General features: G+C 74.8%; 18 protein-coding genes. 9 read left to right on the forward strand and 9 right to left on the reverse strand.

Annotated elements, in window-relative coordinates; genetic code table 11:
• Positions 1-47 precede the first annotated feature (47 nt).
• The 5 genes from KC207_RS01535 (at position 48) to KC207_RS01555 (ending at position 7,763) form a co-directional block, all read left to right on the forward strand.
• A complete protein-coding gene (locus tag KC207_RS01535) occupies positions 48-512 on the forward strand; it encodes a hypothetical protein (protein WP_211601124.1) in 465 nt (154 codons plus the stop codon).
• A 197-nt stretch (positions 513-709) separates the two neighbouring features.
• A complete protein-coding gene (groL, locus tag KC207_RS01540) occupies positions 710-2,335 on the forward strand; it encodes a chaperonin GroEL (RefSeq protein ID WP_211601125.1) in 1,626 nt (541 codons plus the stop codon).
• Positions 2,336-2,668: 333 nt separating this feature from the next.
• Complete coding sequence (locus tag KC207_RS01545) at positions 2,669-4,438, forward strand: alkaline phosphatase D family protein (protein WP_211601126.1); 1,770 nt, start codon at positions 2,669-2,671, stop codon at positions 4,436-4,438.
• 9 nt (positions 4,439-4,447) lie between these two features.
• Positions 4,448-5,206, forward strand: coding sequence for an ABC transporter ATP-binding protein (locus tag KC207_RS01550; protein ID WP_211601127.1), 759 nt, complete (start codon positions 4,448-4,450; stop codon positions 5,204-5,206).
• A gap of 4 nt (positions 5,207-5,210) precedes the next feature.
• Positions 5,211-7,763: an ABC transporter permease gene (locus KC207_RS01555; protein ID WP_211601128.1), complete on the forward strand. Its 2,553-nt coding sequence runs from the start codon at positions 5,211-5,213 to the stop codon at positions 7,761-7,763.
• A gap of 18 nt (positions 7,764-7,781) precedes the next feature.
• Here the strand turns inward: KC207_RS01555 and KC207_RS01560 are convergent, their stop codons facing one another.
• Positions 7,782-8,072, reverse strand: a complete 291-nt coding sequence (locus tag KC207_RS01560) for a WXG100 family type VII secretion target (RefSeq protein WP_211601129.1) — start codon at positions 8,070-8,072, stop codon at positions 7,782-7,784.
• A 114-nt stretch (positions 8,073-8,186) separates the two neighbouring features.
• Between KC207_RS01560 and KC207_RS01565 the strand changes: the two genes are divergently transcribed.
• The gene (locus tag KC207_RS01565) at positions 8,187-8,960 is read left to right on the forward strand and encodes a DUF4031 domain-containing protein (protein ID WP_211601130.1); all 774 of its coding nucleotides are present in this window, start codon (positions 8,187-8,189) and stop codon (positions 8,958-8,960) included.
• Here the strand turns inward: KC207_RS01565 and KC207_RS01570 are convergent.
• The 6 genes from KC207_RS01570 to KC207_RS01595 all read right to left on the reverse strand — a co-directional run bounded on the left by KC207_RS01570 (position 8,941) and on the right by KC207_RS01595 (position 16,083).
• Positions 8,941-9,594, reverse strand: a complete 654-nt coding sequence (locus KC207_RS01570; protein WP_211601131.1) for an HD domain-containing protein — start codon at positions 9,592-9,594, stop codon at positions 8,941-8,943. The two genes, KC207_RS01565 and KC207_RS01570, sit on opposite strands and share 20 nt — an antisense overlap.
• A 59-nt stretch (positions 9,595-9,653) precedes the next feature.
• Positions 9,654-11,528 carry a DUF2339 domain-containing protein gene (locus KC207_RS01575; protein WP_211601132.1) on the reverse strand — a complete coding sequence of 625 codons (1,875 nt, stop codon included), beginning with the start codon at positions 11,526-11,528 and terminating at the stop codon, positions 9,654-9,656.
• A gap of 87 nt (positions 11,529-11,615) precedes the next feature.
• The gene (locus tag KC207_RS01580; RefSeq protein WP_211601133.1) at positions 11,616-13,007 is read right to left on the reverse strand and encodes a S1C family serine protease; all 1,392 of its coding nucleotides are present in this window, start codon (positions 13,005-13,007) and stop codon (positions 11,616-11,618) included.
• A 64-nt stretch (positions 13,008-13,071) separates the two neighbouring features.
• Complete coding sequence (locus KC207_RS01585; RefSeq protein WP_211601134.1) at positions 13,072-14,535, reverse strand: sensor histidine kinase; 1,464 nt, start codon at positions 14,533-14,535, stop codon at positions 13,072-13,074.
• Positions 14,535-15,245, reverse strand: a complete 711-nt coding sequence (locus tag KC207_RS01590; RefSeq protein WP_437179111.1) for a response regulator transcription factor — start codon at positions 15,243-15,245, stop codon at positions 14,535-14,537. Before KC207_RS01590 ends, KC207_RS01585 begins: the two co-directional genes overlap by 1 nt.
• 106 nt (positions 15,246-15,351) lie before the next feature.
• Positions 15,352-16,083, reverse strand: coding sequence for a hypothetical protein (locus tag KC207_RS01595; RefSeq protein WP_211601136.1), 732 nt, complete (start codon positions 16,081-16,083; stop codon positions 15,352-15,354).
• A gap of 107 nt (positions 16,084-16,190) precedes the next feature.
• On the opposite strand from KC207_RS01595, the gene KC207_RS01600 reads away from it, so the two are divergent.
• On the forward strand, positions 16,191-17,129 hold the full coding sequence (locus tag KC207_RS01600) for a hydroxymethylglutaryl-CoA lyase (RefSeq protein WP_211601137.1): 939 nt from the start codon (positions 16,191-16,193) through the stop codon (positions 17,127-17,129).
• Positions 17,130-17,206: 77 nt separating this feature from the next.
• On the opposite strand, the gene KC207_RS01605 is transcribed toward KC207_RS01600, so the two are convergent.
• The gene (locus KC207_RS01605; RefSeq protein WP_211601138.1) at positions 17,207-18,556 is read right to left on the reverse strand and encodes an MFS transporter; all 1,350 of its coding nucleotides are present in this window, start codon (positions 18,554-18,556) and stop codon (positions 17,207-17,209) included.
• A 166-nt stretch (positions 18,557-18,722) separates the two neighbouring features.
• Here KC207_RS01605 and KC207_RS17000 point away from each other — a divergent pair, with 166 nt between their 5' ends.
• The gene (locus KC207_RS17000; RefSeq protein WP_211601139.1) at positions 18,723-19,121 is read left to right on the forward strand and encodes a cold-shock protein; all 399 of its coding nucleotides are present in this window, start codon (positions 18,723-18,725) and stop codon (positions 19,119-19,121) included.
• Positions 19,121-19,870 carry a DUF3027 domain-containing protein gene (locus KC207_RS01615; protein WP_211601140.1) on the forward strand — a complete coding sequence of 250 codons (750 nt, stop codon included), beginning with the start codon at positions 19,121-19,123 and terminating at the stop codon, positions 19,868-19,870. Before KC207_RS17000 ends, KC207_RS01615 begins: the two co-directional genes overlap by 1 nt.
• A gap of 87 nt (positions 19,871-19,957) precedes the next feature.
• On the opposite strand, the gene KC207_RS01620 is transcribed toward KC207_RS01615, so the two are convergent.
• Positions 19,958-21,307 (reverse strand): HNH endonuclease signature motif containing protein, encoded by a 1,350-nt coding sequence (locus KC207_RS01620; protein ID WP_211601141.1) that lies wholly within the window; start codon positions 21,305-21,307, stop codon positions 19,958-19,960.
• Positions 21,308-21,486 lie beyond the last annotated feature (179 nt).

Genomic DNA, 21,486 nt, shown 5'->3' on the forward strand with positions numbered 1-21,486 from the left:
CGGCCACGTCCGGCGACGCGGCGAGGCGGGTCTGGCATCGTGGCCGGATGACGGAACTGGACTGGAGCACCCCCGAGGGCCTCGCCGCGATCGAGGCCCACCTCGCCGGACGGATCGAGGGCTGGCGGTCCCCGGTCGCGTGGGCGGTCGGCATCTCGCCCGCGACGTCGTCGCCGGAGTGGGTGTTCCCGCACGTCAACACCCCGGGCGGCACGCACGGGCTGTCGGCCGTCGTCCTCGCGACCGTCCTGGGCCACGAGGGCGGGTCGGAGACGCTCACCGTCTCGCACGCCGACCTCGAGGCGGCCGTCGACTCCCTCGCCCCCGCCGAGGCGGCCGCCGACCGGTCGCACCCGAACCTCGTCGCGTGGCGCGAGGTGCTCCACGAGCTCGAGGGCAACCCGTTCCGGGAGGCGGTCGCGGTCTTCGTCGGCGACCTCGACGACCCGGTGTCCTCGGAGGCCGACGCCTCGATGCGGCTCACCTTCGAGGACGTCGACCCGGTGCTCTGAGCCCGTCACGACGCCGTTTGCACTCTCGGGGGGAGAGTGCCAATAATGAGCCTTGGCACTCTCACGTCGAGAGTGACAGAACTGACCGGCCCGGTGAGGGTCGGGACGTCACGGCGACGTGAGCCGTGGCTCCCCGGCCCGTCCGTCGCGGGCACCGTCCGGTCCCACCTTCGATTCGCGTGGGAGGAACCACCCGAATGGCCAAGATCATCGCTTTCGATGAGGAGGCGCGCCGCGGTCTCGAGCGGGGGATGAACACCCTCGCCGACGCCGTCAAGGTCACCCTCGGCCCCAAGGGCCGCAACGTCGTCCTGGAGAAGAAGTGGGGCGCCCCCACGATCACCAACGACGGTGTCTCGATCGCCAAGGAGATCGAGCTCGACGACCCGTACGAGAAGATCGGCGCCGAGCTCGTCAAGGAGGTCGCCAAGAAGACCGACGACGTCGCCGGTGACGGCACGACGACGGCGACCGTCCTCGCCCAGGCGCTGGTCCGCGAGGGCCTGCGCAACGTCGCCGCGGGTGCGAACCCGATGGCGCTCAAGCGCGGCATCGAGAAGGCCACCGCGGCCGTCTCCGACGAGCTGCTCGCCGGCGCCAAGGACATCGAGACCAAGGAGCAGATCGCTGCGACGGCCTCGATCTCCGCGGCCGACCCGGCCATCGGCGAGATGATCGCCGAGGCGATGGACAAGGTCGGCAAGGAAGGCGTCATCACCGTCGAGGAGAGCAACACCTTCGGCCTCGAGCTCGAGCTCACCGAGGGCATGCGCTTCGACAAGGGCTACATCAGCCACTACTTCGTCACCGACACCGAGCGCATGGAGACCGTGCTCGAGGACCCCTACATCCTCATCGCGAACTCCAAGGTCGGCTCCATCAAGGACCTGCTGCCCCTCCTCGAGAAGGTCATGCAGTCCGGCAAGCCGCTCCTCATCATCTCCGAGGACGTCGAGGGCGAGGCCCTGTCCACGCTCGTCGTCAACAAGATCCGGGGCACCTTCAAGTCGGCCGCCGTCAAGGCGCCCGGCTTCGGTGACCGCCGCAAGGCCATGCTCGGTGACATCGCCATCCTCACCGGTGGCCAGGTCATCTCCGAGGAGGTCGGCCTCAAGCTCGACACCGCCGAGCTCTCGCTCCTGGGGCGCGCCCGCAAGGTCGTCGTCACCAAGGACGAGACGACGATCGTCGAGGGCGCCGGGGACAACGACCAGATCCAGGGTCGGGTCAACCAGATCCGCGCCGAGATCGAGAAGTCGGACTCGGACTACGACCGCGAGAAGCTCCAGGAGCGCCTCGCCAAGCTCGCCGGCGGCGTCGCCGTCATCAAGGCGGGCGCGGCGACCGAGGTCGAGCTCAAGGAGCGCAAGCACCGCATCGAGGACGCCGTCCGCAACGCGAAGGCCGCCGTCGAGGAGGGCATCGTCGCCGGTGGTGGCGTCGCCCTCATCCAGGCCGGGGCCAAGGCGTTCTCCACCCTCACGCTCGAGGGCGACGAGGCGACCGGCGCGAACATCGTCAAGGTCGCCATCGAGGCGCCGCTCAAGCAGATCGCGATCAACGCCGGTCTCGAGGGCGGGGTCGTCGCGGAGAAGGTCAGCAACCTCACCCCGGGTCACGGCCTCAACGCCGCGACCGGTGAGTACGTCGACCTCGTCCAGGCCGGCGTCATCGACCCGGCCAAGGTCACCCGATCGGCGCTGCAGAACGCCGCGTCGATCGCCGCGCTGTTCCTCACCACCGAGGCGGTCATCGCCGACAAGCCCGAGAAGGCCGCTCCGGCCATGCCGGGTGGCGACGACATGGGCGGCATGGGCTTCTGAGCCCCTGACGCACCACGCCTGCACGACCGACGGGCGGTCCTCCTCCGGGAGGGCCGCCCGTCGGCACGTCCGGGCTGGGTGGGTGGCCGTCGGTCGCATCCGTGCCTCGCGAGCCGCCCGAGGGCTCCCGAGCCCGCTGCAGCGGGCTCGCGAACACCGACCCGGCTCGCGGGCGCCGACCCGGCTCGCGGGCCTCGACCCGAACCGTGACCGCGGACCCGGCTCGCGGGCGCCGACCCTGCTCGTCGGAGCTCGGACCCGGCGAGAGGAGGCGGTCGTACAGGCGCCGGCCCTTCACAGCACGGACCCAGCGGGAGCGGGCAGGATGGGCGGATGAGCCATGCCGCCCCCTCGAGCGACGACGACCCGCTCCTCCTCGGCCCCCTCCTCCGGTACGTCGACGAGACCTCGGCGACCGTGTGGGTCCGCACGCGGGACGCCGCGACCGTCACCGTGACCCGGGCCGGGCAGGCGTGGAGCGTGCCGACCTTCGGGGTCCACGGCTCGCACTACGCCCTCGTCGTGTGCGAGGGCCTGGAGCCCGGCTCGGACGAGCCGTACGAGGTCGCCGTCGACGGGCGCACCGTCTGGCCCGCCCCCGGCGCACCGCAGAGCCGGCTGCGCACAAGCGACCCGGACCGGCTGCCGTACTTCGCCTTCGGGTCCTGCCGGACGATGGGCAGCCACGACGAGGCCGGCAACGACGTCCACGGGGTCGACGCCCTGCGCAGCCTCGCCGTCGCCTGGCGGGACGACGCCCGCGCCGGGCGGCCCGACCTGCTGCTCCTCCTCGGCGACCAGGTGTACGCCGACACGACCCCGCACCCGGAGCTCGAGGAGTACATGCGCTCCCGGCGCAGCCTCGAGGAGCCGCCGGGCGAGGAGATCAAGGACTACCCGGAGTACGACGAGCTGTACCGGCTCACGTGGTCCGACCCGGTCATCCGCTGGGCGCTCTCGACGGTCCCGTCCGCGATGATCTTCGACGACCACGACATCCGGGACGACTGGAACACCTCGTGGTCCTGGCGGCGGGACATGCGCGCCACGTCGTGGTGGCAGGAGCGGATCGTCTCCGGGCTCGCGGCCTACTGGGTGCACCAGCACATCGGCAACCTCTCCCCGGCGGAGCTCGCCGAGGAGGAGGTCTTCCGGCTCGTCCTCGAGCACGCCGAGTCGGGAGCCGAGCACGAGGTGGACGTCACCGGCCCTCTCGACGCGCTCGCCGCGCGCGCGGACGCCGAGCCGGAGACCTACCGCTGGAGCCACACCCGCGAGCTCGGGGAGTCGCTGCTCGTCGTCCTCGACTCCCGGGCGGCCCGCGACCTGCGTCCCGACCGCCGCTCGATGCTCGACCGGGTGGAGACCCGCTGGCTCGACGACACCCTGCGCGGTGGCCACCGGCACGTGTTCGTCGGCACCTCCCTGCCCTTCCTCCTGCCGCCCGGGCTGCACGACCTCGAGGCGATGGACGAGGTCGTCGCCCGCGGGGCCTTCGGCCGGCGCGCGGCGCACGCGGCGGAGGCGGTGCGTCGGGTCATCGACCTCGAGCACTGGGCCGCCTTCAACGCGGGCTTCGACGAGGTGCTCGCGATGGTCATGAGCCTCGCCCGTGGCGAGCGCGGACCGGCGCCGGAGACGGTGACCTTCCTCTCCGGCGACGTCCACAACTCCTACTTCGCGGAGGTCACCGGCCCGGCCCAGCACGGCTCGCACGCGCGGATCGTGCAGGCCGTCTGCTCGCCGATCCGCAACCCGATGCCCCGCGCCGTCCGGATCGTCATGTCGATGCTCACCCGCTCGCTCGTGCGCCCGATGCGCTTCCTGGCCTCCCGGTCCGACCGTGTCCCCGACCCGGCCTACCCGTGGACGGTGACGAAGGGGCCGTGGTTCGACAACAACGTCGCCCTCTGCCGGGTGCTGCCCGAGCGGCTGGAGCTCACGTGGGTCACCGGCGTCGTCCGGGACGACCCGGACCACCCGGAGCTGCGCGAGGTCGCCGCCGTGCGCGTCGAGGGCTCGGCCGTCACGGCGACCGAGGGCCGGGACGGGGTCGAGCCGGACCTGCGGACCGCCGCGGGCGCCGCGGCCCCGGTCGCATAGCGTGACGCCATGACCGCCGACGCCGTCCCCGACGTCCTGCCCGCCGCGCGGGTCGAGGCGCTCACGAAGGTCTACGGGTCGGGGGAGACCCGGGTCGTCGCCCTCGACGAGGTCTCGCTCGACCTGCACGCCGGCGAGTTCACCGCCGTCATGGGCCGCTCGGGGTCGGGCAAGTCGACCCTCATGCACTGCGCCGCCGGGCTCGACGCCGTGACGTCCGGGCGGGTGCACGTGGGGGACGTCGACCTCACGACGCTGTCCGAGCGTCGCCTCACCGAGCTGCGGCGGGACCGGGTCGGGTTCGTCTTCCAGGCGTTCAACCTCGTGCCGACCCTCACGGCCGAGGAGAACATCCTCCTGCCGCTGTCCATCGCCGGGCGCCGGCCGGACCCCGCGTGGTTCGACGAGGTCGTCGACACCGTCGGCCTGCGCGACCGGCTCGGTCACCGCCCCGGTGAGCTGTCCGGGGGCCAGCAGCAGCGCGTCGCGTGCGCCCGGGCCCTCGTCGGCCGCCCGGACATCGTCTTCGCCGACGAGCCGACGGGCAACCTCGACTCCTCCTCGGGGGCCGAGGTGCTCGGCTTCCTCCGGCGGGCGGTCGACACCCACGGGCAGACCGTCGTCATGGTGACCCACGACCCGGCGGCCGCGAGCTGGACCGACCGCGTCGTCTTCCTCGCCGACGGCCGCGTCGTCGACGAGCTGCGCGACCCGACGCCCGAGTCCGTCCTCGAGCGGATGGCCCGGCTCGCCGAGCGCGAGGCCTGACCCGGTGCTGCGGACGACGTGGCGCGGGATCCTCGCGCACAAGCTCCGGCTGCTGCTCAGCGCGGTCGCCGTCGTCCTCGGCGTCGCCTTCGTCGCCGGGTCGTACGTCTTCACCGACACCCTGGAGCGGGCGTTCACCGGCCTGACGAGCGGCTCCGTCGGCGACGTCGTCGTGACGCCCGGCGACGGCGGCGCGAACGGGCTCGCCGGGGGAGCGGCCGGGTCCGCGACGATCCCCGACGACGTGGTGCGGTCCCTCGCGCAGGTTCCTGGGGCGGCCCGCGCCGACGGTCGGATCACGACCTTCGGCACCTACGTCGTCGACGCGGAGGGGGGCCTCGTCGGGACGGCCGGACCGCCGGGCATCGCGCTGTCCTACACCGGTGGGCCCGCCGCGAACGGGGTGGACGTCGCGACCCTCGTCGAGGGGCGGTGGCCCGGCGGCGCCGGTGAGGCGGTCCTCGACACCGGTACCGCGGGACGCTCCGGCTACGCCGTCGGCGACACGATGCCGCTCGTGACGTCCGGCACGGAGCCCCGGGTCGAGGTGACCCTCGTCGGCACGGCCGAGTTCGGGGGGTCCTCGCTCGTCGGCGCGAGCATCGTCATGCTCGACCCGGAGCAGGCCCAGGACCTCTACCTCGGCGGGGCCGACGCGTGGTCCCAGGTGTGGGTGACGAGGGCCGACGGCGTCTCGCAGGAGGAGCTGCTCGCCGAGGTGGAGGCCGTGCTGCCGGACGGGCTGTCGGCGACGACCGGGGACGCGGCGGCCGAGGCGGCGTCCTCGCTCATCGACGAGGCGCTGTCCTTCGTGACGACCTTCCTCCTCGTCTTCGCGGGCGTCGCCCTGACCGTCGGCGCGTTCCTCATCGTCAACACCTTCTCGATCCTCGTCGCGCAGCGCAGCCGGGAGCTCGCGCTGCTCCGGGCGATCGGAGCCACCCGGCGGCAGGTCGGGCGCTCGGTGCTCCTCGAGGCGGGGGTCGTCGGCCTCGTGGGCTCGGCCGTCGGCGTGGGTCTCGGGCTGCTGCTCGCGCTGCTCATCCGCTGGGTCTTCTCGCTCGTGGGGCTCGACCTCGGCTCCGACCCGCTCGTGCTGCGGCCGCGCACCGTCGTGGTCGCCGTCGTCGTCGGGGTCGTCGTCACCCTCCTCGCCGCCTACCTCCCGGCCCGGCGGGCCGGGCGGGTGCCCCCGGTGGCCGCGATGCGCGACGACGCCGCCCTCGCCGAGGGCGGGACCCGGTGGCGCCTCGTCGTCGGGGGGCTGCTCCTCGTCGCCGGGGTCGTCGGCATGACCGGGGGCCTCGCGGGGTGGAGCGCCGAACCGACCTACGTCCTCGGCGGTGGCATCTTCGGGGTGCTCGTCGGCACCGCGCTGATGAGCCCGGTGATCGGCCGGCCGGTCCTCGGGCTGCTCGGGGTGCTCTACCGCCGGGCCTTCGGGGCGGTCGGCCGGATGGCGGAGCAGAACGCCCGACGCAACCCCCGGCGGACCGGCGCCACCGCGTCGGCGCTCATGATCGGGGTCTCCCTCGTCACCCTCATGGCGGTGCTCGGGGCGTCGACGAAGGCGAGCATCGACGCGGCGCTCGCGGAGGACGTCGTCGCGGACTACGTCGTCTCGAGCGTCGTCGGCCAGGGCTTCTCGCCCTCCGTCACCGACGCCGTCGCCGCCGCCGACGGGGTGGACGCGGTCGTGCGGGTACGGCAGGCGCGGCTCACGCTCGACGGTGACCGGGAGCGTGCGTTCGGCGTGGACCCCGGGCAGCTCGCGCGGGTGTCCCAGCCCGTCGTCGTCGACGGGTCCCTCGAACGGCTGGGGGCCGACCGGGTCGCGATCTCCGCCGAGCTCGCACAGCAGTCGGGCCTGGCGGTGGGGGACGCCACGAGCATCGACTTCGCGGGACAGCAGCTGAGCGCCCGGGTCGTCGCGACGTACACGGAGGACGCCGTGCTCCAGGCCGACGTCACGATGTCCCTCGAGGCCTTCGACGCCCTGGGGGTCCCCCCGACGGACGTCACGACGTACGTCACGGCGCGCCCGGGGGCCGACCGCGACACCCTGCGCGCAGCCCTCGACGCCGCCGTCGCCGACCTGCCGACCGTCACGGTGGCGGACCAGGCCGAGTACGCCGCCGAGCAGCGGGAGCCGATCGACCGGCTGCTCTTCATCGTCTACGCGCTGCTCGGCCTCGCCGTCGTCATCGCCGTCCTCGGCATCGTCAACACGCTCGCGCTCTCGGTCGTCGAACGAGTCCGCGAGATCGGGCTGCTCCGGGCCGTCGGGCTGAGCCGCCGTCAGCTGCGGACGATGCTGCGGCTGGAGTCGGTCGCCATCGCGGTGCTCGGCGCCGTGCTGGGCATCGGCCTCGGTCTCGTCTTCGCCCTCGCCCTGCAGCGCTCGCTCGCGGACGACGGCATCGACGTGCTCGCCGTCCCGTGGGCGCAGCTGGTGCTGTTCGTCGCCGTCGCCGCCCTCGTCGGCGTCCTCGCGGCGCTCTGGCCGGGCCGGCGCGCGGCCCGGCTCGACGTCCTGCGGGCGATCGCCTCGGAGTGAGCCGGGCGCGGGCGCCCGTCAGGTGAACATCCGCACCGCCTGGGCCTCGGTCTCGGCGTACTGGGCACCCGCGGCGCCCAGTACCTGGCCGATGGCGTCGAGTGACTCCCGGACCTGCTGCTGGGTGCCGCGCCACTGCGTGACGACCCCCTGGAACTGGGTCGACGCCGAGCCGGTCCACGCGTCCTGCAGCCCGGTGAGCCGGGCGAGCATGACGCCCACCTGGCCCTCGATCTCGGCGGAGATGCGCGCGACGTCGGCCGACGCGGCGCTGATGCGGTCGGTGTCGACCTGGAACTGGGCAGCCATGGATCCCCCCTCGTCGGGGCCGGCCCCGGTGGCCGACCCGTTGCCTCGACCCTAGGCCGGGTCGCCCGGGCGGCCGTCGGGTTTTCCACAGGGCGCGGCCCTACGATCGAACGCGTGGCCCTCCTCATCGACCCGCCCCGGTTCGAGGCCCACGGGCGTCGCTGGTCGCACCTCGTGAGCGACACGAGCATCGAGGAGCTGCACGCCTTCGCCCGCCGGGCCGGCCTGCCCGCCTGGGGCTACGAGGGGGACCACTACGACGTCCCCGAGGAGCGGTACGCCGCCGTCGTCGCGGCCGGGGCGCGTCCGGTCGAGGGGCGCGAGGTCGTGCGGGCACTGCGGTCGAGCGGGCTGCGGATGCGCAAGCGCAAGGGGGACCGGGGCGTCGCCCGGGTCCGCGCCGACCTGCCGGACGGGACGAGCGCCCTCGTCGACCTCCTGCGCGGCGGCCGTGAGGTCGACGAGCGCCGGGTGTTCTGCGCCGTCGTGCTCGTCGTCGACGCCGGCGGCGACCACCTCGTCGTGCACTCCGTGCGCCGCCGGCAGTGGGGGCCGCCGGGCGGGGAGCGGGACCCCGGGGAGACCGTGCGCGAGGCCGCCGTCAGGGAGCTGCACGAGGAGACCGGGCTCGTCGCCGACCCCACGGCCCTGGTGCCCGTGGGCTACGAGCGGTTCGCCGACCTCGGCGACGGCGGCACCTGGCCCCCCGGGCGCGACCTCCTGCAGCTGTACCGGCTCGACCTCCCCGAGCGGCGTCCTGCGACCGCACGCCTGCTCGACGACGTCGACGACGTGCGGTGGGTGACGTGGGACGAGCTCGTGACGCTGTGCGGCGACGACTTCTACTGGCCGGTCCTCGAGGCGGTGCTCAGGCCCCGAGGCGGCTGATCTCCCGGGCGAGGTTCTCGCGGGCCAGGGGCTCCCACCCGGACCGGGCCGGAGCGGACGCGTACACGTGCTCGCGCGCGAGGAAGGGGCGCAGGACGGCCGCACGGGCGCTCGCGTAGTCGGCGGTCGGCACGTGCCGGTACTCGGCGCGGACCTGGGCGCAGTACTCGTCGAAGCGGCCGGTGGGGGCGGAGAGCACCCACAGGTCGGCGTCGTGGAGGACGACCCGGGAGAGCTCGGCGTCCGGACCGACGTCGTGCTCCCGGGTGTCGAGGACCGCCTGGCCGACCCGGTCCACGAGCAGCGGTGCGGCCCCGAGGTCGGTGAGCACCTCGACGGCGAGGGCGGCGCTGTCCTTCTCGTTCCACTCCGGCTCGTCCACCCGGTACACCGCGTCGTGGAACCACGCCGCGAGCACCGCCACCGGACGCTCGTCCGCGGCCACCCGGAGGCTGCGGTGCAGGCCGTCGACGGCGGCGAGCACCTCGCCGAGGTGCGTCGTCCCGTGGTAGTGCCGGTGCGGCTCGGACCACCGGTCCAGCAGCGCCTCGCCGGCCGTCGCGGCGGCGGCCCGGTCCAGGCCCGCGACGGCGGCCCGCGTGTCCGCGAGCCACCGCTGGGTCATCGGCTGCATCGGAGCACTCTGTCAGACCCGGGAGCCCCGTGCGGTGCCGGCGAGCGTCCGAGCCGCGGTCAGGAGGCGGCGGGGTCCGAAGCGCGCGGGTGCGAGCGCTCCCAGGCCCGGGAGTAGCGGCTGCCGGTCGCGAGGAGGACCAGACCCGTCCCGAGGAAGGCGAGCGATCGCACGACGCCGTCGAGGGCGGCGAGGTCGAAGAGGAACAGCTTGGCGACGGCCAGGGCGGTCACCGCGAGACCGAGGCGGAGGGCGAGCTCCGCGGCCGGACCGCGCTCGAGGGAGTGCAGGAGCAGGGCGGCGGCCGCCACCATCCAGCCGACGGTGGCGACGGCGTGACCGGCGGTGAAGCCGGCATCGGCGGACCCGAGCCGCAGACCGGCCAGCGTCCCGACGGCCACCGATGCCGTCGTCGTCGCGCCGAGGGCGGCGCCGAGCCCCAGCGTCCGCACGACCGTGCCGACGACCCCGGGCAGGCCCGGCACCCGGCCGACGGCCCACACGAGGACGGCGGCGAGGGCGACGACGAGGCAGCTGTCGACGAAGCCGACGGGGAGGTCCTGCTCCCGGGTGAGACCCACGGACACGGCGGCCACCGGGCGCGGCAGCCACGCGAGGACCGCGAGCACCGACAGCCCTCCGCCGACCCACAGCCCGAGGCGCGAGCGCCCGGCCCCCGCGGACGCGGCGTGGCCGAGGGCGAGCAGGAGGAGACCGGTCCCGACGAGCCGGGCGGGCGCGCCGTCGACGACGGCGACGACCGCGGCGAGCGCCCCGCCGGCCGCGAGCGTCCCGACGAGGTGGCCGGGGAGCGGGCCGAGCGGGGACCGGGTCGCGGCGACGGCCAGGAGGAGGAGCGCGGCCGCGACGGTCGCCTGGGCGAGGGTGTCCGCACCGGACGACTGGGCGGCCGCGACGACGAGGGGCACGACGGCGATCCCCACCGCGACGGACGAGGCGACGTCGGCACGTCGGCCGGGGGAGCCGACGGCGACGGCGAGCGTCCCCGCCGTGGTGAGGACGGCGACGGCGAGCAGTGGCCCTACGGCGGTGGGGCCGGCGACGGCCGCGACGAGCAGGGACAGGGCGACCGGCACGGTCCGCACGACCGCGAGCGGTCCTCCCGGCCTGTCGGACCGGGCCCACCACGCGGCGGCGGCGAGGACGGCGAGGAGGGCGGACAGCACCCAGCCGGGCTCACCGGCGACGACGGGCGCGAAGACCCCGGTCCCGACGACGACGAGGACGGCGAGCAGGTCGCTGGACCAGGTCCGCGCCACCCGCAGCCCCGCCGCCGCGACGGCCGCGCAGAGGAGCAGGCCGACGACCGGGGGGACCCAGGCGTAGGCCACGGTCACCGCGACGACGTCGAGGAGGGCCGCGGCCACCCCGGTCGCGACGAGCGCCACCGGGGCGCTGCCGGCCGCCTCGCCCCGGGCCCGGTCACGCGCCCCTCCGCGCGTCCCGAGGGTCCCGAGCAGTGCGGCGAGCAGCGCCCCGGCCGTGACCCGCGCGGCGGGGCCGAACCAGCCCTGTCGCACGGCGATGACGAGGAGCATGGCGACCCCGGCGAGCGTGACGACGGCCCCGCTCACGGCGAGGACACGGGTCACGGCACCCTCCCGGCGGTACCAGGGCTCGCGGGGCGCGAGCCGCGGCGCGGCGGGGGCGACCGGGTGTCCGGCGTGACCTCCGGGACCCGACGATGCCGCCGCGGCGGCAGGGCGGGGAGGACCGGCGGGGTGCGGCACGGGATGCGCGGGGGTGGGGTGCCCACCGGCGGGGTGCGCCACGGGGCGGGCCGGGGCGGCCGCGACCGGGCGCTGCTCGAGGTCGGCCCGCAGCCGGGCCAGGCCGTTGCCCACCACGTACATCCGCTGCATCGCGTCGGCGAACTCGGTCTCGAGCCGCTGGACGTCGTCCCGTGTCGTCATGGCGACCAGGCTCCCGGGAGCGCGGCCGGGGCGCCTGAGCACGGCTACTCATCCGTGCCCGGGCGCCCCGTCGGTGGGCGGCGGGCGTCAGCCGGTCGTGGCGGCCTGCTCGCTCAGGGTGGCGGGCAGCTCCGTGCTCGCGCCGTCCCGCAGGACGGTGAGGGTCACCGAGCTGCCGATGGCCTGCTCGCGGACGTGGCCGACGAGGGAGTCGGCACCGTCGACCGGGTCCCCGTCGACGGCGACGACGACGTCGCCCTCCTGAAGCCCCGCCTCAGCCGCGGGCGTGTTCGGCTCGACCGAGACGATCTCGGCGCCGGCGCGGGTCGCGGAGCCGTCGGACGCCGAGCCGTCCTGGAGGCGCACGCCGAGGAAGGCGTGCTGGGCGGTCCCGGACTCGATGAGCTGCTCGGTGATGTTCTGCACCTCGGTGACCGGGATCGCGAAGCCGATGCCGATGGACCCGGCCTGGCCCCCGCCGGAGGCCCCGAGCGAGGCGATCGAGGAGTTGATCCCCACGAGGCGTCCGGAGGCGTCGACGAGGGCGCCGCCGCTGTTCCCGGGGTTGATCGCCGCCGAGGTCTGGATGGCGTTGGTGACGACCGGCTCGGACGCGGACTGCTGCTGCCCGAACGGGCTCTGCTGCCCCTCCTCCTGGGACGCGGTCGTCACCGGGCGGTTGAGGGCGCTCACGATGCCCGTCGTCACGGTGCCGGCGAGACCGAGCGGGTTGCCGACGGCCATGACCGGGTCGCCGACGGTGAGGGCGTCGGAGTCGCCCATCGACACCGGCGTGAGGTCGTCGGGGGCGTCCTGGATCGTGATGACCGCGAGGTCCGTGGAGGGGTCGGTGCCCTGGATCTCGGCGGCGAAGGTCCGACCGTCGTCGAGGGTCACCTGCAGCTGCTCGGCCCCGGCGACGACGTGGTTGTTCGTCACGACGTGCGCGGCGTCGTCGACGATGACCCCGGACCCGGCGCCCTGACCGTTCGGGGTCCGTGCGGTGATGGCGACGACACTCGGCGACACCGCGTCGGCGGTGGCCGCCCAGTCGGGGTTCGAGGCGTCGGCCTGGGACACCGGAGCGGTGTCCGTGCCGCGGTCCGGCTCGCTCGCGGACGACCCCGTGGAGGCGGGGGTGTCGTCGGCCAGCCGGACCGCGGCGAGGGTGCCGCCCGTGGACAGGAGGGCGGCGAGCACCGCGACCGCGGACAGCTCCGCGATCCGGCGCGTCCCGGGCCGGGAGGAGGGACCCGGCGATCCGGAGGGCCCCACCGGTGCGGGCGGCCCCGAGGGAGGGGGAGGGGAGGCCGCGGGACCGGTGGGGCCGGTCTGGGGGTGGTGGGCGGACGTCGCGTCGGACGCCACCGGCTGGGTGGCGGTCGTCGTCCCGCCGTGCGGGGTGTACCAGGTGGGGGCGGTCCAGTCCGGGCGGCCCTCGCCGGTCCCGTCGGTCCGTGGCTGCTGCTGGTCGTTCATCGCGGCGTCAGCTCCTTCTCTCGACTGACCACCATTCGACCCCGGCGAGGTGGGACCGCCCTGGTCAGCGGCTGGGAGTCCGCTGTGGGAAGTGGACGACGAACGTCGCCCCGCCTCCCGGCGTCTCCGCGACCCCCACCCGGCCGCCGTGCGCGCCGACGATGGCCGCGACGATCGCGAGTCCGAGGCCGCTGCCGCCGCTGCCGCGACCGCGCGAGGGGTCGGCCCGGAAGAACCGTTCGAACACCTTCGTCGCGATGTCCGGGGGGACGCCGTCGCCGTGGTCGCGGACCTCCAGGCGCGGACCGTCGGGACCGTCGCCGAGGGCCACCTCCACCGGTGTCCCCTCCGGTGTGTGCCGCAGCGCGTTGGCGACGAGGTTCGTCACGACCTGCCGCAGCCGGGCCTCCGAGCCCCGGGTCACCGTGGGCTCGAGGTCCCCGTCGAGGCCGACGAGGGCGATCCGGCGCTCGGGGGCCCGGGCGCGCGCGTCGGCCACGGCGTCGGCGGCGAGGACGGTGAGGTCGACGTCGCGCTCCTCTTCCTCCGGCTCCTCGTCGAGGCGGGCGAGGGTGAGCAGGTCCTCGACGAGGACGCTCATCCGCCCCGCCTCGGCCTCGATCCGTGCCATCGAGGAGCCGACGTCCTCCGGCTCGCGGACCGCGCCCTGGCGGTACAGCTCGGCGTAGCCGCGCACCGTCGCGAGCGGGGTGCGCAGCTCGTGCGAGGCGTCGGCGACGAACTGCCGCATCCGCTCCTCGCTGGCCTCGCGGACCGCGAACGAGGACTCCACCCGGGCGAGCATCCGGTTGAGGCTGTCCGAGAGCGAGGTCACCTCGTCGGCGGCCGTCCGGTCGGGCACGCGCTGGGTGAGGTCGCCGCCGGCGATGGCGGCTGCGGTGTCCTCGATCCGCCGCAGGGGACGCAGCGCCCGACGGACGGCGAAGTGGCCGAGGGCGAGCGAGAGCAGGAGCGCGACGGTGCCGAGGAGGGCCGTCGACAGCAGCAGCCGTGTCACCGTGTGCGACACCGGCTCGAGGGGGACGCCGACCGCGACGACCGTCTCGCTCCCGGCCACGGGGGCGGCGACGAAGCGCCAGCGCATCCCGCCGTCCTGGGAGCCGACGGTGAACGGGGTCTGGGTGCGGACCTTCTCGTCGTCCCGGCTCAACGCCGGCCACTGCGGCGAGACCCGCTGGCCCGTCGGAAGGCGGGTGATCTGGCCCTGCGGCCCGACGAGGGCGAACGCGTAGCTCGACGGGAGCGGGTTCGCCTCGTCGCTGCGCAGCTCGGAGATCGCCTGGCTCGCGACGGGGGAGAGCACGCTGCGCAGCTCGTCGTCCACCCGGGCGTCGAGGTCGCTCTTGAGGAGGTAGGCGGTGATGAGGCTCGTGGAGAGCAGGGCCGCGCCGACGAGGGCGGCGACGATGACGAGCAGGCGGGTGCGCAGCGGGACGGCCTCGAGCCACCGGACGACGGCGTCGAGCCAGGACCGGGCCCGGGAGGTGCGCGGGGTCGGCCCCGCCATCACTGCGGGGGCAGCCGCAGGACGTAGCCGACGCCGCGCTTGGTGTGGATGAGCGGCGGGCGGCCGCCGACGTCGAGCTTGCGACGCAGGTAGGAGATGTAGGACTCGACGATGCCGGACTCGCCGCGGAAGTCGTAGTCCCAGACGTGGTCGAGGATCTGCGCCTTCGACAGGACGCGGTTCGGGTTGAGCATGAGGTAGCGCAGGAGCTTGAACTCCGTGGGGCTGGTCTCGATGACGATCCCGGCGCGGCGCACCTCGTGCGAGTCCTCGTCGAGCTCGACGTCGTCGAAGGTGAGCACCTCGCGGTCGTCGTCGTCGCCCTCACGGGTGCGCCGGAGCACGGCCCGGATGCGGGCGACGACCTCCTCGAGGCTGAACGGCTTCGTCACGTAGTCGTCGCCGCCGACGGTCAGGCCCTTGATCTTGTCGTCGACGGAGTCGCGCGCGGTGACGAAGACGATCGGCAGCTGACGGCCCTGGTCCCGCAGCCGGCGGGTCACGGTGAACCCGTCCATGTCGGGGAGCATGACGTCGAGGACGCACAGGTCCGGGTCGTGGTCGCCGGCGACCTTGATCGCCTCGGCGCCGCTGGCGGCGGTGGCGACGTCGAAGCCGGCGTAGCGCAGCGACGTCGCGAGGAGCTCGCGGATGTTCGGCTCGTCCTCGACGACGAGGAGCCGGGCCTCGGGGGTCTGGGTGCTCGTCACACCTGTCATTCTCCGCCCGAGGCTGGGAGATCGCTGGGAAGTGGCTGGGTCGAACGTGGTCAGAGGCGTGAAGCGGCCCAAGACGGCAGGCCGAACGGCGGATGCCTCAGAAGCTCTCGCCGTACGGGCCGGGCTCATCGAAAGCCCCCGACAGGCCGAGCACGAAGAAGATGATGATCGCGAGGACGACGAGACTCATCGAGACTCCGAAGACCCACCAGCCTCCCTTGGTCAAGCTTCGCGCTCGCTCCGGGTCGGTGGATTGTCGGCCGGTCGCGACGACTCCCATCACCAGCGAGCCGATGGCGAAGATGTTGCAGCACGAGACGAGAGCGAGCGCGGATAGCACGATGAGCACGATCGCGCTCGTGCTCGTCTGCTGGGGCGCGGCGTACGGCGGGGCGCCGTAGCCGGCCGGCCCGCCGGGGGGCGGGGCCTGGCCGTAGGTCGGGGACTGGCCGTACGGCGCGGCCTGGCCGTAGGTGGGCGACTGGCCGTAGGGCGGGGCCTGTCCGTAGGTCGGCGACTGGCCGTACGGCGCGGCCTGGCCGGAGGGCGGGGCCTGGCCGTAGGTCGGCGACTGGCCGTACGGCGCGGTCCGGCCGTCGTCCTGCGGGATCTGCGCCGTCCCGCCGGGGGCGGGGTCGATCGGCTGGGTCGCGCCCGGCGGCGGAGGGACCGGCCGGCCGTACGCGTCGGTCGCGCCGGACCCCGGCTGGGTCCACGAGGACGTGCCTCCCGACCAGCTGCCCGGCGGTGGGGCGGTGGGGTCGCTGCAGGACGCCGCGTCGTCCTGCCGCTCGTCCGCCGCGTCGCGGCGCTCGTCGTCGCTGCTCACCCTCGTCCCCTCCGGTCCGACCTCGGCGCCCCGCTCCGGGTCGCCGCGGGAAGCGTATCGCCCGGCTGTCCGTCGGCGCGGGCGGTCCGTCGTGTCAGGATCGGGGGATGAGCCGTGCGCTGCCGCAGGTGGAACCCGACCCGACGCTGCCGTCGCGGGTGACCGTCTACGAGGTGGGGCCGCGGGACGGGCTGCAGAACGAGTCGACGGTCGTCCCGGCCGAGGTCAAGGCCGAGTTCGTCCGGCGTCTCGCGGCCGCCGGGCTCGGTACGGTCGAGACGACGTCCTTCGTCGACCCCCGGTGGGTGCCGCAGCTCGCCGACGCCGAGGAGGTCCTCGGGCTGCTCGGGCCGGACGGGGTCGGGGCCCGGCGTCCGGTGCTCGTGCCGAACGTCCGCGGCCTGGACCGGGCGCTGGCCGCGGGGGTGGGGGCGGTCGCCGTCTTCGGCAGCGCGACCGAGACCTTCGCCCGCCGGAACCTCAACCGGAACGTCGAGGAGTCTCTCGGGATGTTCGCGCCCGTCGTCGAGCGGGCCCGTGCCGAGGGGCTGTGGGTCCGCGGGTACGTGTCGATGTGCTTCGGCGACCCGTGGGAGGGCCCGGTCCCGGTCGAGCAGGTCGTCGGCGTGTGCCGCCGTCTCCTCGACCTCGGCATCGACCAGCTCTCCCTGGGGGACACCATCGGGGTGGCGACGACCGGGCACGTCCACCGTCTGCTCGAGGCGCTCGCCGCGGCGGGGGTCGGACCGGACCGCCTCGGGGTGCACTTCCACGACACGTACGGGCAGGCGCTCGCGAACACGGTTGCGGCGCTGCGGGACGGGGTCACCGTCGTCGACGCCTCGACCGGGGGCCTCGGCGGGTGTCCCTACGCGAAGTCGGCGACCGGCAACCTCGCGACGGAGGACCTCGTCTGGCTCCTCGACGGCGCCGGGGTGGAGACCGGGGTCGACCTCGACGCCCTCGTCGCGACGTCGGCGTGGATGGCCGAGCACCTCGGCCGACCCTCGCCGTCCCGGGTGGTGCGGGCGCTCTCCGGCGGCTGAGCCCGACCGGCGCTCCCGACCCGGTCGGCGCCGCCCGTCGGTGCGCGGTCGGGCCGGCGCGGCCCGTCGGTGGGCGGTCAGGACGCCGACGGGGACGGATGCACGCCGTTGACCTCGGGGGTGACGGTCCGCTCCAGAGCGAGCGCGAGCACGGCGACGACCCCGAGGCAGCCGAGGAGCACGCCGACGAAGACCCCTCCGAGGGCTCGGTCGAGCAGCAGCCCTGCGACGACGGGTGCGGTGACCGCCCCGACCTGGAAGGCCATCGCGGACACCGCGTTGTAGCGGCCGCGGTCCCGGTCGGACGCGAGGTCGTTGACGATCGCGGGCACGGTCGGCTGCAGCATCGTCTCGCCGAGCCCGAAGAACACGTGGAAGACGATGACGCCCGCCGCGGCGGCGAGCGTCCCCGCGACGAGGTCGGTGGCGCCGAGCACCGACCACGCGAGGACCCAGAGCGCGACGAGGCCGAGGAAGACCCGGGTGCGGCGGTGGCCGTCGATCCGGCGCAGGACGAGGAACTGCATCGCGACGATGACGGCGGTGTTCGCGGCGAAGGCGAACCCGATCGTGCGGGTCGAGACCTCGCTCACCTGCCGCGCGAACGCGGGGAAGCCGGCCTCCATCTGCCCGTAGCCGACGAAGCTGCTGAGGAAGGTGAGCGCGGTGATCCACAGGACCGCCGGCCGCCGGAGGATCGCGAGGTAGCCGGTCGTGGGTCCGGCGCCGGGCTGCGCGGGCTCGGGACGGCCCGCCACCGCGCGCAGCGGGCCGAGGAGGAGGCCGATCGGCACGAGGACGCAGACGGCGTCGACGAGGAAGATCGCCGTGAAGGTGACCGGACGGTCGACGTCGGTGAGGAAGCCCGCGACGACCCCGCCGACCCCGATGCCGAGGTTGACGAGGGCGAAGTTCACGCCGAAGAACTGCGTCCGCAGGCGGCCGGTGACGATGCTCGCGATCATCGCGTTGAAGGCCGGCCAGCCGACCCCGAAGCTGATCCCGAGCAGCGACACGGCGACGACGAACGCCGGGACGGTCGTCGCGAACGCCATGACGACCGCGCCGAGCACCTGGGCGACGAGGCCCGAGACGACGACGGGCCGGGCGCCGAGTCGGTCGGTGAGGACGCCGACCGGGGCGGTGACGACGACGGCGACGAGCGCGATGAGGCCCATGAGGGGGCCCGCGACGTCGAGGTCGACGCCGCGGACCTCGGACATGTAGATGATCGTGAACGGCAGTGTCATCCCGCGCCCGAGCGTGGAGATCGCCGTCGTCGACAGCAGCCAGCGGCCCGGGGTGGGCAGCGCGAACCAGAAGCCGCGCAGGGTGAGTGACGGGCTCTCGCCGCCGTCCGTCCCCGGTGGGGTGGCGGCGGGCTCGGGCGCCCCGGGGCCGGGGGGCGGCGCGGTCGTCTCGGTCACGGGGCAAAGGTGCCACGGGCCACCGACGACGGGCGACGCGATATCGGCCGAGCCGGGTGCGTCCGGGGCCCGGGAACCGGGCAGCGCGGTGTCGCCGGCAGCCGTTAGCCTGGGTCGTCGGCATCCGCCCGGGGTGCCGCCGCACGAACGATGGATGAGGTGGACCGTGCCGACTGGCAAGGTGAAGTTCTTCAACGCCGAGAAGGGCTTCGGATTCGTCGCCGGGGACTCCGGCGAGGGGGACGTGTTCGTCCCGGCCTCCGCGCTGCCCTCGGGCGTCGAGGGCCTCCGCGGCGGACAGCGGATCGAGTTCAGCATCGCCGAGGGCCGCCGCGGCGCCCAGGCGATGGCCGTCCGCCTCCTCGACCCCGCTCCGTCGGTCTCCGCGGGCCGCAAGGTCCGCGACCGCAAGCCCGCCGACGAGATGGTCGTCATCGTCGAGGACGTCATCCGCCTCCTCGACGACGTCTCCGAGGGGCTGCGCCGCGGTCACTACCCGGACCGGTCCCACGGCAACAAGGTCGCCCAGGTGCTGCGCGCCGTGGCCGGCGATCTGGAGCTCTGATGGCGGCCGCCACCGCCGTCCGCCCGGACGCCACGCTGCGGGACGCCGTCGAGGTGGCCCGCGCGGCCGCGCTCGACGTCGCGGAGGCCGGGGCGGTCGGCGAGCACCTCGGGATGGAGATGGTCGAGGACCGTCTCGCCACGCACTACTTCGCCTCCGACTCCCGCGCCTACCGCGGCTGGCGCTGGGCGGTGTCCGTCGCCCGTGTCCCGCGCTCGAAGACCGTCACGGTCTGCGAGGTCGACCTCGTCCCCGGTACCGATGCGCTCCTGTCGCCCGAGTGGGTGCCGTACGCGTCCCGGCTCGCTCCGGGCGACCTCGGCCCGGGCGACGTCACCCCCTACCTCGACGCCGACCCGCTCCTCGAGGCCGGCTGGGAGGCCACCGGTGACGAGGACGTCGACGCGGTCGCCTCGTGGGAGCTCGGCCTAGGTCGTCCGCGCGTGCTGTCCGCCGAGGGCCGCGACGCCGCCGCGCAGCGGTGGTACGACGGCGAGCACGGACCCGCCGCGCCGGTCGCTCGCAAGGCCGGGGCCGCGTGCTCCTCGTGCGGGTTCTTCCTCCCGATGCCGGGGGCCCTGCGGACCGTGTTCGGGGTGTGCGCGAACGCGTGGTCCCCGTCCGACGGCTCCGTCGTGAGCCTGGACCACGGGTGCGGCGCGCACTCCGAGGTCGACGTCGAGGCGCCGGCCCCCGAGGTCGTCGCCCCGCCGATCCTCGACGACAGCCGACTCGACACCACCGACTGAGCCGGCTCGCCGCCACTCGCCGGCCGGGCCGTCGTCGCCCCCGCCGGCTTGCGGCGACTTGCCGGCTGGGCCGCCACGACACCCGGCTCAGGCGGCGGACCACCGGTGTGGGTCGTCGGGCGGGAGCTCGTGGGGGCGGGTGTCGTCGCGGGGGTCGCCGAAGGCGTCGAGGAGGAGCCGGCGTGCGCGTTGTCGTCGGTCGGTGTCGTCTGCTCGCGCCCGTAGGCGCGTGAGATGTCGGTCGTAGCTGCCGGGGGTGAGGTCCCACACGACGGTCCGGCCGTGCTCGTCGGGGGCGGGAAGGACGTCGGCGACGAGGCCGCGGGTGTGGACGAGGGTGTGGTGGCGCTGGCAGAGCAGGGCCGCGTTGTCCAGGTCGGAGGCGCCACCGTCGGCCCAGTGCACGACGTGGTGGGCCTGGGTCCACCCCGCGGGCGCGCCGCATCCGGGGTAGGTGCAGCACCGGTCCCGCAGCCACAGGGCGCGTCGTTGCGCGCGGGTGAACAGCCGGACCGTGCGGCCGAGGTCGAGGATCTCCCCGGCGGTGCCGAGGACGTGCGGGACGAGGTCGGCGTCGCACGCGACGCGGCGGACCGTGGCGGGCGCGAGGAGGGTGCCGGTCGCGACCGAGCCGAGGACCTCGGCGCACCCGGTGCGCTCCTGCAGGTCGGTCAGGGACATCGTCACGTGCAGCGCCGCGGGCGACGCGGCCGCCCCGTCCCCACCCGCTCCGGCGGCGCCCCGGGCGCTGGATCGGCGGCAGACCGTCGTCAGGGCCTCGACCCGGCGCTGTCCGGCCGGGCGCAGGTCCCGCTGGCCCGTCGCGTCGTCGGGTGCGGGCGCGGACAGCGGCCCGATCGCCGCCTCCAGCACCGCCGACTGCTCCGGGGTCATCAGCAGCCGGTACTCCGTCAGGTCACCGGACTCCACCACCGGTGCCGACAGCAGGGCGCCGGAGGCCAGCCGCTCCTGGAGCCCGTCGAGCTCACCGGGCAGGCCGTGCTCGGCCAGCAGCCGCGGCCGCAACCGGCGCATCACCGACGGACCCCACTGCACCCCGAGATCCATGAGCGCCTTCGTCACCGTCGGCAGCGCCTCCGGTCGCAGCCGCGGCGCGAGACGGTCGACCTCGCGCAGCACCGCCGTCGCCAACGCTGGCCCCGCGCGGCCGGTGACCACGTCAGCCGCCAGGATGCCCACCGGCGACTCCGGGTCGGGACCGGCGCCGGTCGACCACGGCGCGCCACCGGCGGTCATGGCCGAGGCCATCGTCGCGACGTGCCCTGCACCGCCCTGCCGCAGCGACGGCGCGTGCTCACGCACCCAGCCGTGCACGTTCACGCCACTGTCGGAGACCTCCCCGCGGGAGACCGCCTCCGCCGTCACCGACACCCGCGCAGCACCCGCCAGAGCGGCCAGCCCGTCGACCTCCGTCATCAGCAATGCCAGCTCCGCCCCCGACGCCTGATGCAGTACCGACGACAACCCCTCCAACGCCACCCGCGCAGCCTCCACCGCGAAGCGACGCTCCGCGAGTCCCACATCCCCCTGGCCCATGACAGAACACTACGGACGACCACCGACAACCCACCCGACCTGCGACGACGCCGCGATCC

Source organism: Phycicoccus avicenniae (genome assembly GCF_018139485.1).
GTDB classification, from domain to species: domain Bacteria; phylum Actinomycetota; class Actinomycetes; order Actinomycetales; family Dermatophilaceae; genus Phycicoccus; species Phycicoccus avicenniae.

Bases quoted from the DNA above. Each gene is read 5' to 3' on its own strand.
- KC207_RS01560 (WP_211601129.1), bottom strand. From the start codon at position 8,072: ATGGCTGCCCAGTTCCAGGTCGACACCGACCGCATCAGCGCCGCGTCG.
- KC207_RS01570 (WP_211601131.1), bottom strand. From the start codon at position 9,594: ATGCAGCCGATGACCCAGCGGTGGCTCGCGGACACGCGGGCCGCCGTC.
- KC207_RS01575 (WP_211601132.1), bottom strand. From the start codon at position 11,528: ATGACGACACGGGACGACGTCCAGCGGCTCGAGACCGAGTTCGCCGAC.
- KC207_RS01615 (WP_211601140.1), top strand. From the start codon at position 19,121: ATGGCGGCCGCCACCGCCGTCCGCCCGGACGCCACGCTGCGGGACGCC.
- KC207_RS01620 (WP_211601141.1), bottom strand. From the start codon at position 21,307: ATGACGGAGGTCGACGGGCTGGCCGCTCTGGCGGGTGCTGCGCGGGTG.
- KC207_RS01600 (WP_211601137.1), top strand. From the start codon at position 16,191: ATGAGCCGTGCGCTGCCGCAGGTGGAACCCGACCCGACGCTGCCGTCG.
- KC207_RS01550 (WP_211601127.1), top strand. From the start codon at position 4,448: ATGACCGCCGACGCCGTCCCCGACGTCCTGCCCGCCGCGCGGGTCGAG.
- KC207_RS01580 (WP_211601133.1), bottom strand. From the start codon at position 13,007: ATGAACGACCAGCAGCAGCCACGGACCGACGGGACCGGCGAGGGCCGC.
- groL (WP_211601125.1), top strand. From the start codon at position 710: ATGGCCAAGATCATCGCTTTCGATGAGGAGGCGCGCCGCGGTCTCGAG.
- KC207_RS01535 (WP_211601124.1), top strand. From the start codon at position 48: ATGACGGAACTGGACTGGAGCACCCCCGAGGGCCTCGCCGCGATCGAG.
- KC207_RS01545 (WP_211601126.1), top strand. From the start codon at position 2,669: ATGAGCCATGCCGCCCCCTCGAGCGACGACGACCCGCTCCTCCTCGGC.
- KC207_RS01585 (WP_211601134.1), bottom strand. From the start codon at position 14,535: ATGGCGGGGCCGACCCCGCGCACCTCCCGGGCCCGGTCCTGGCTCGAC.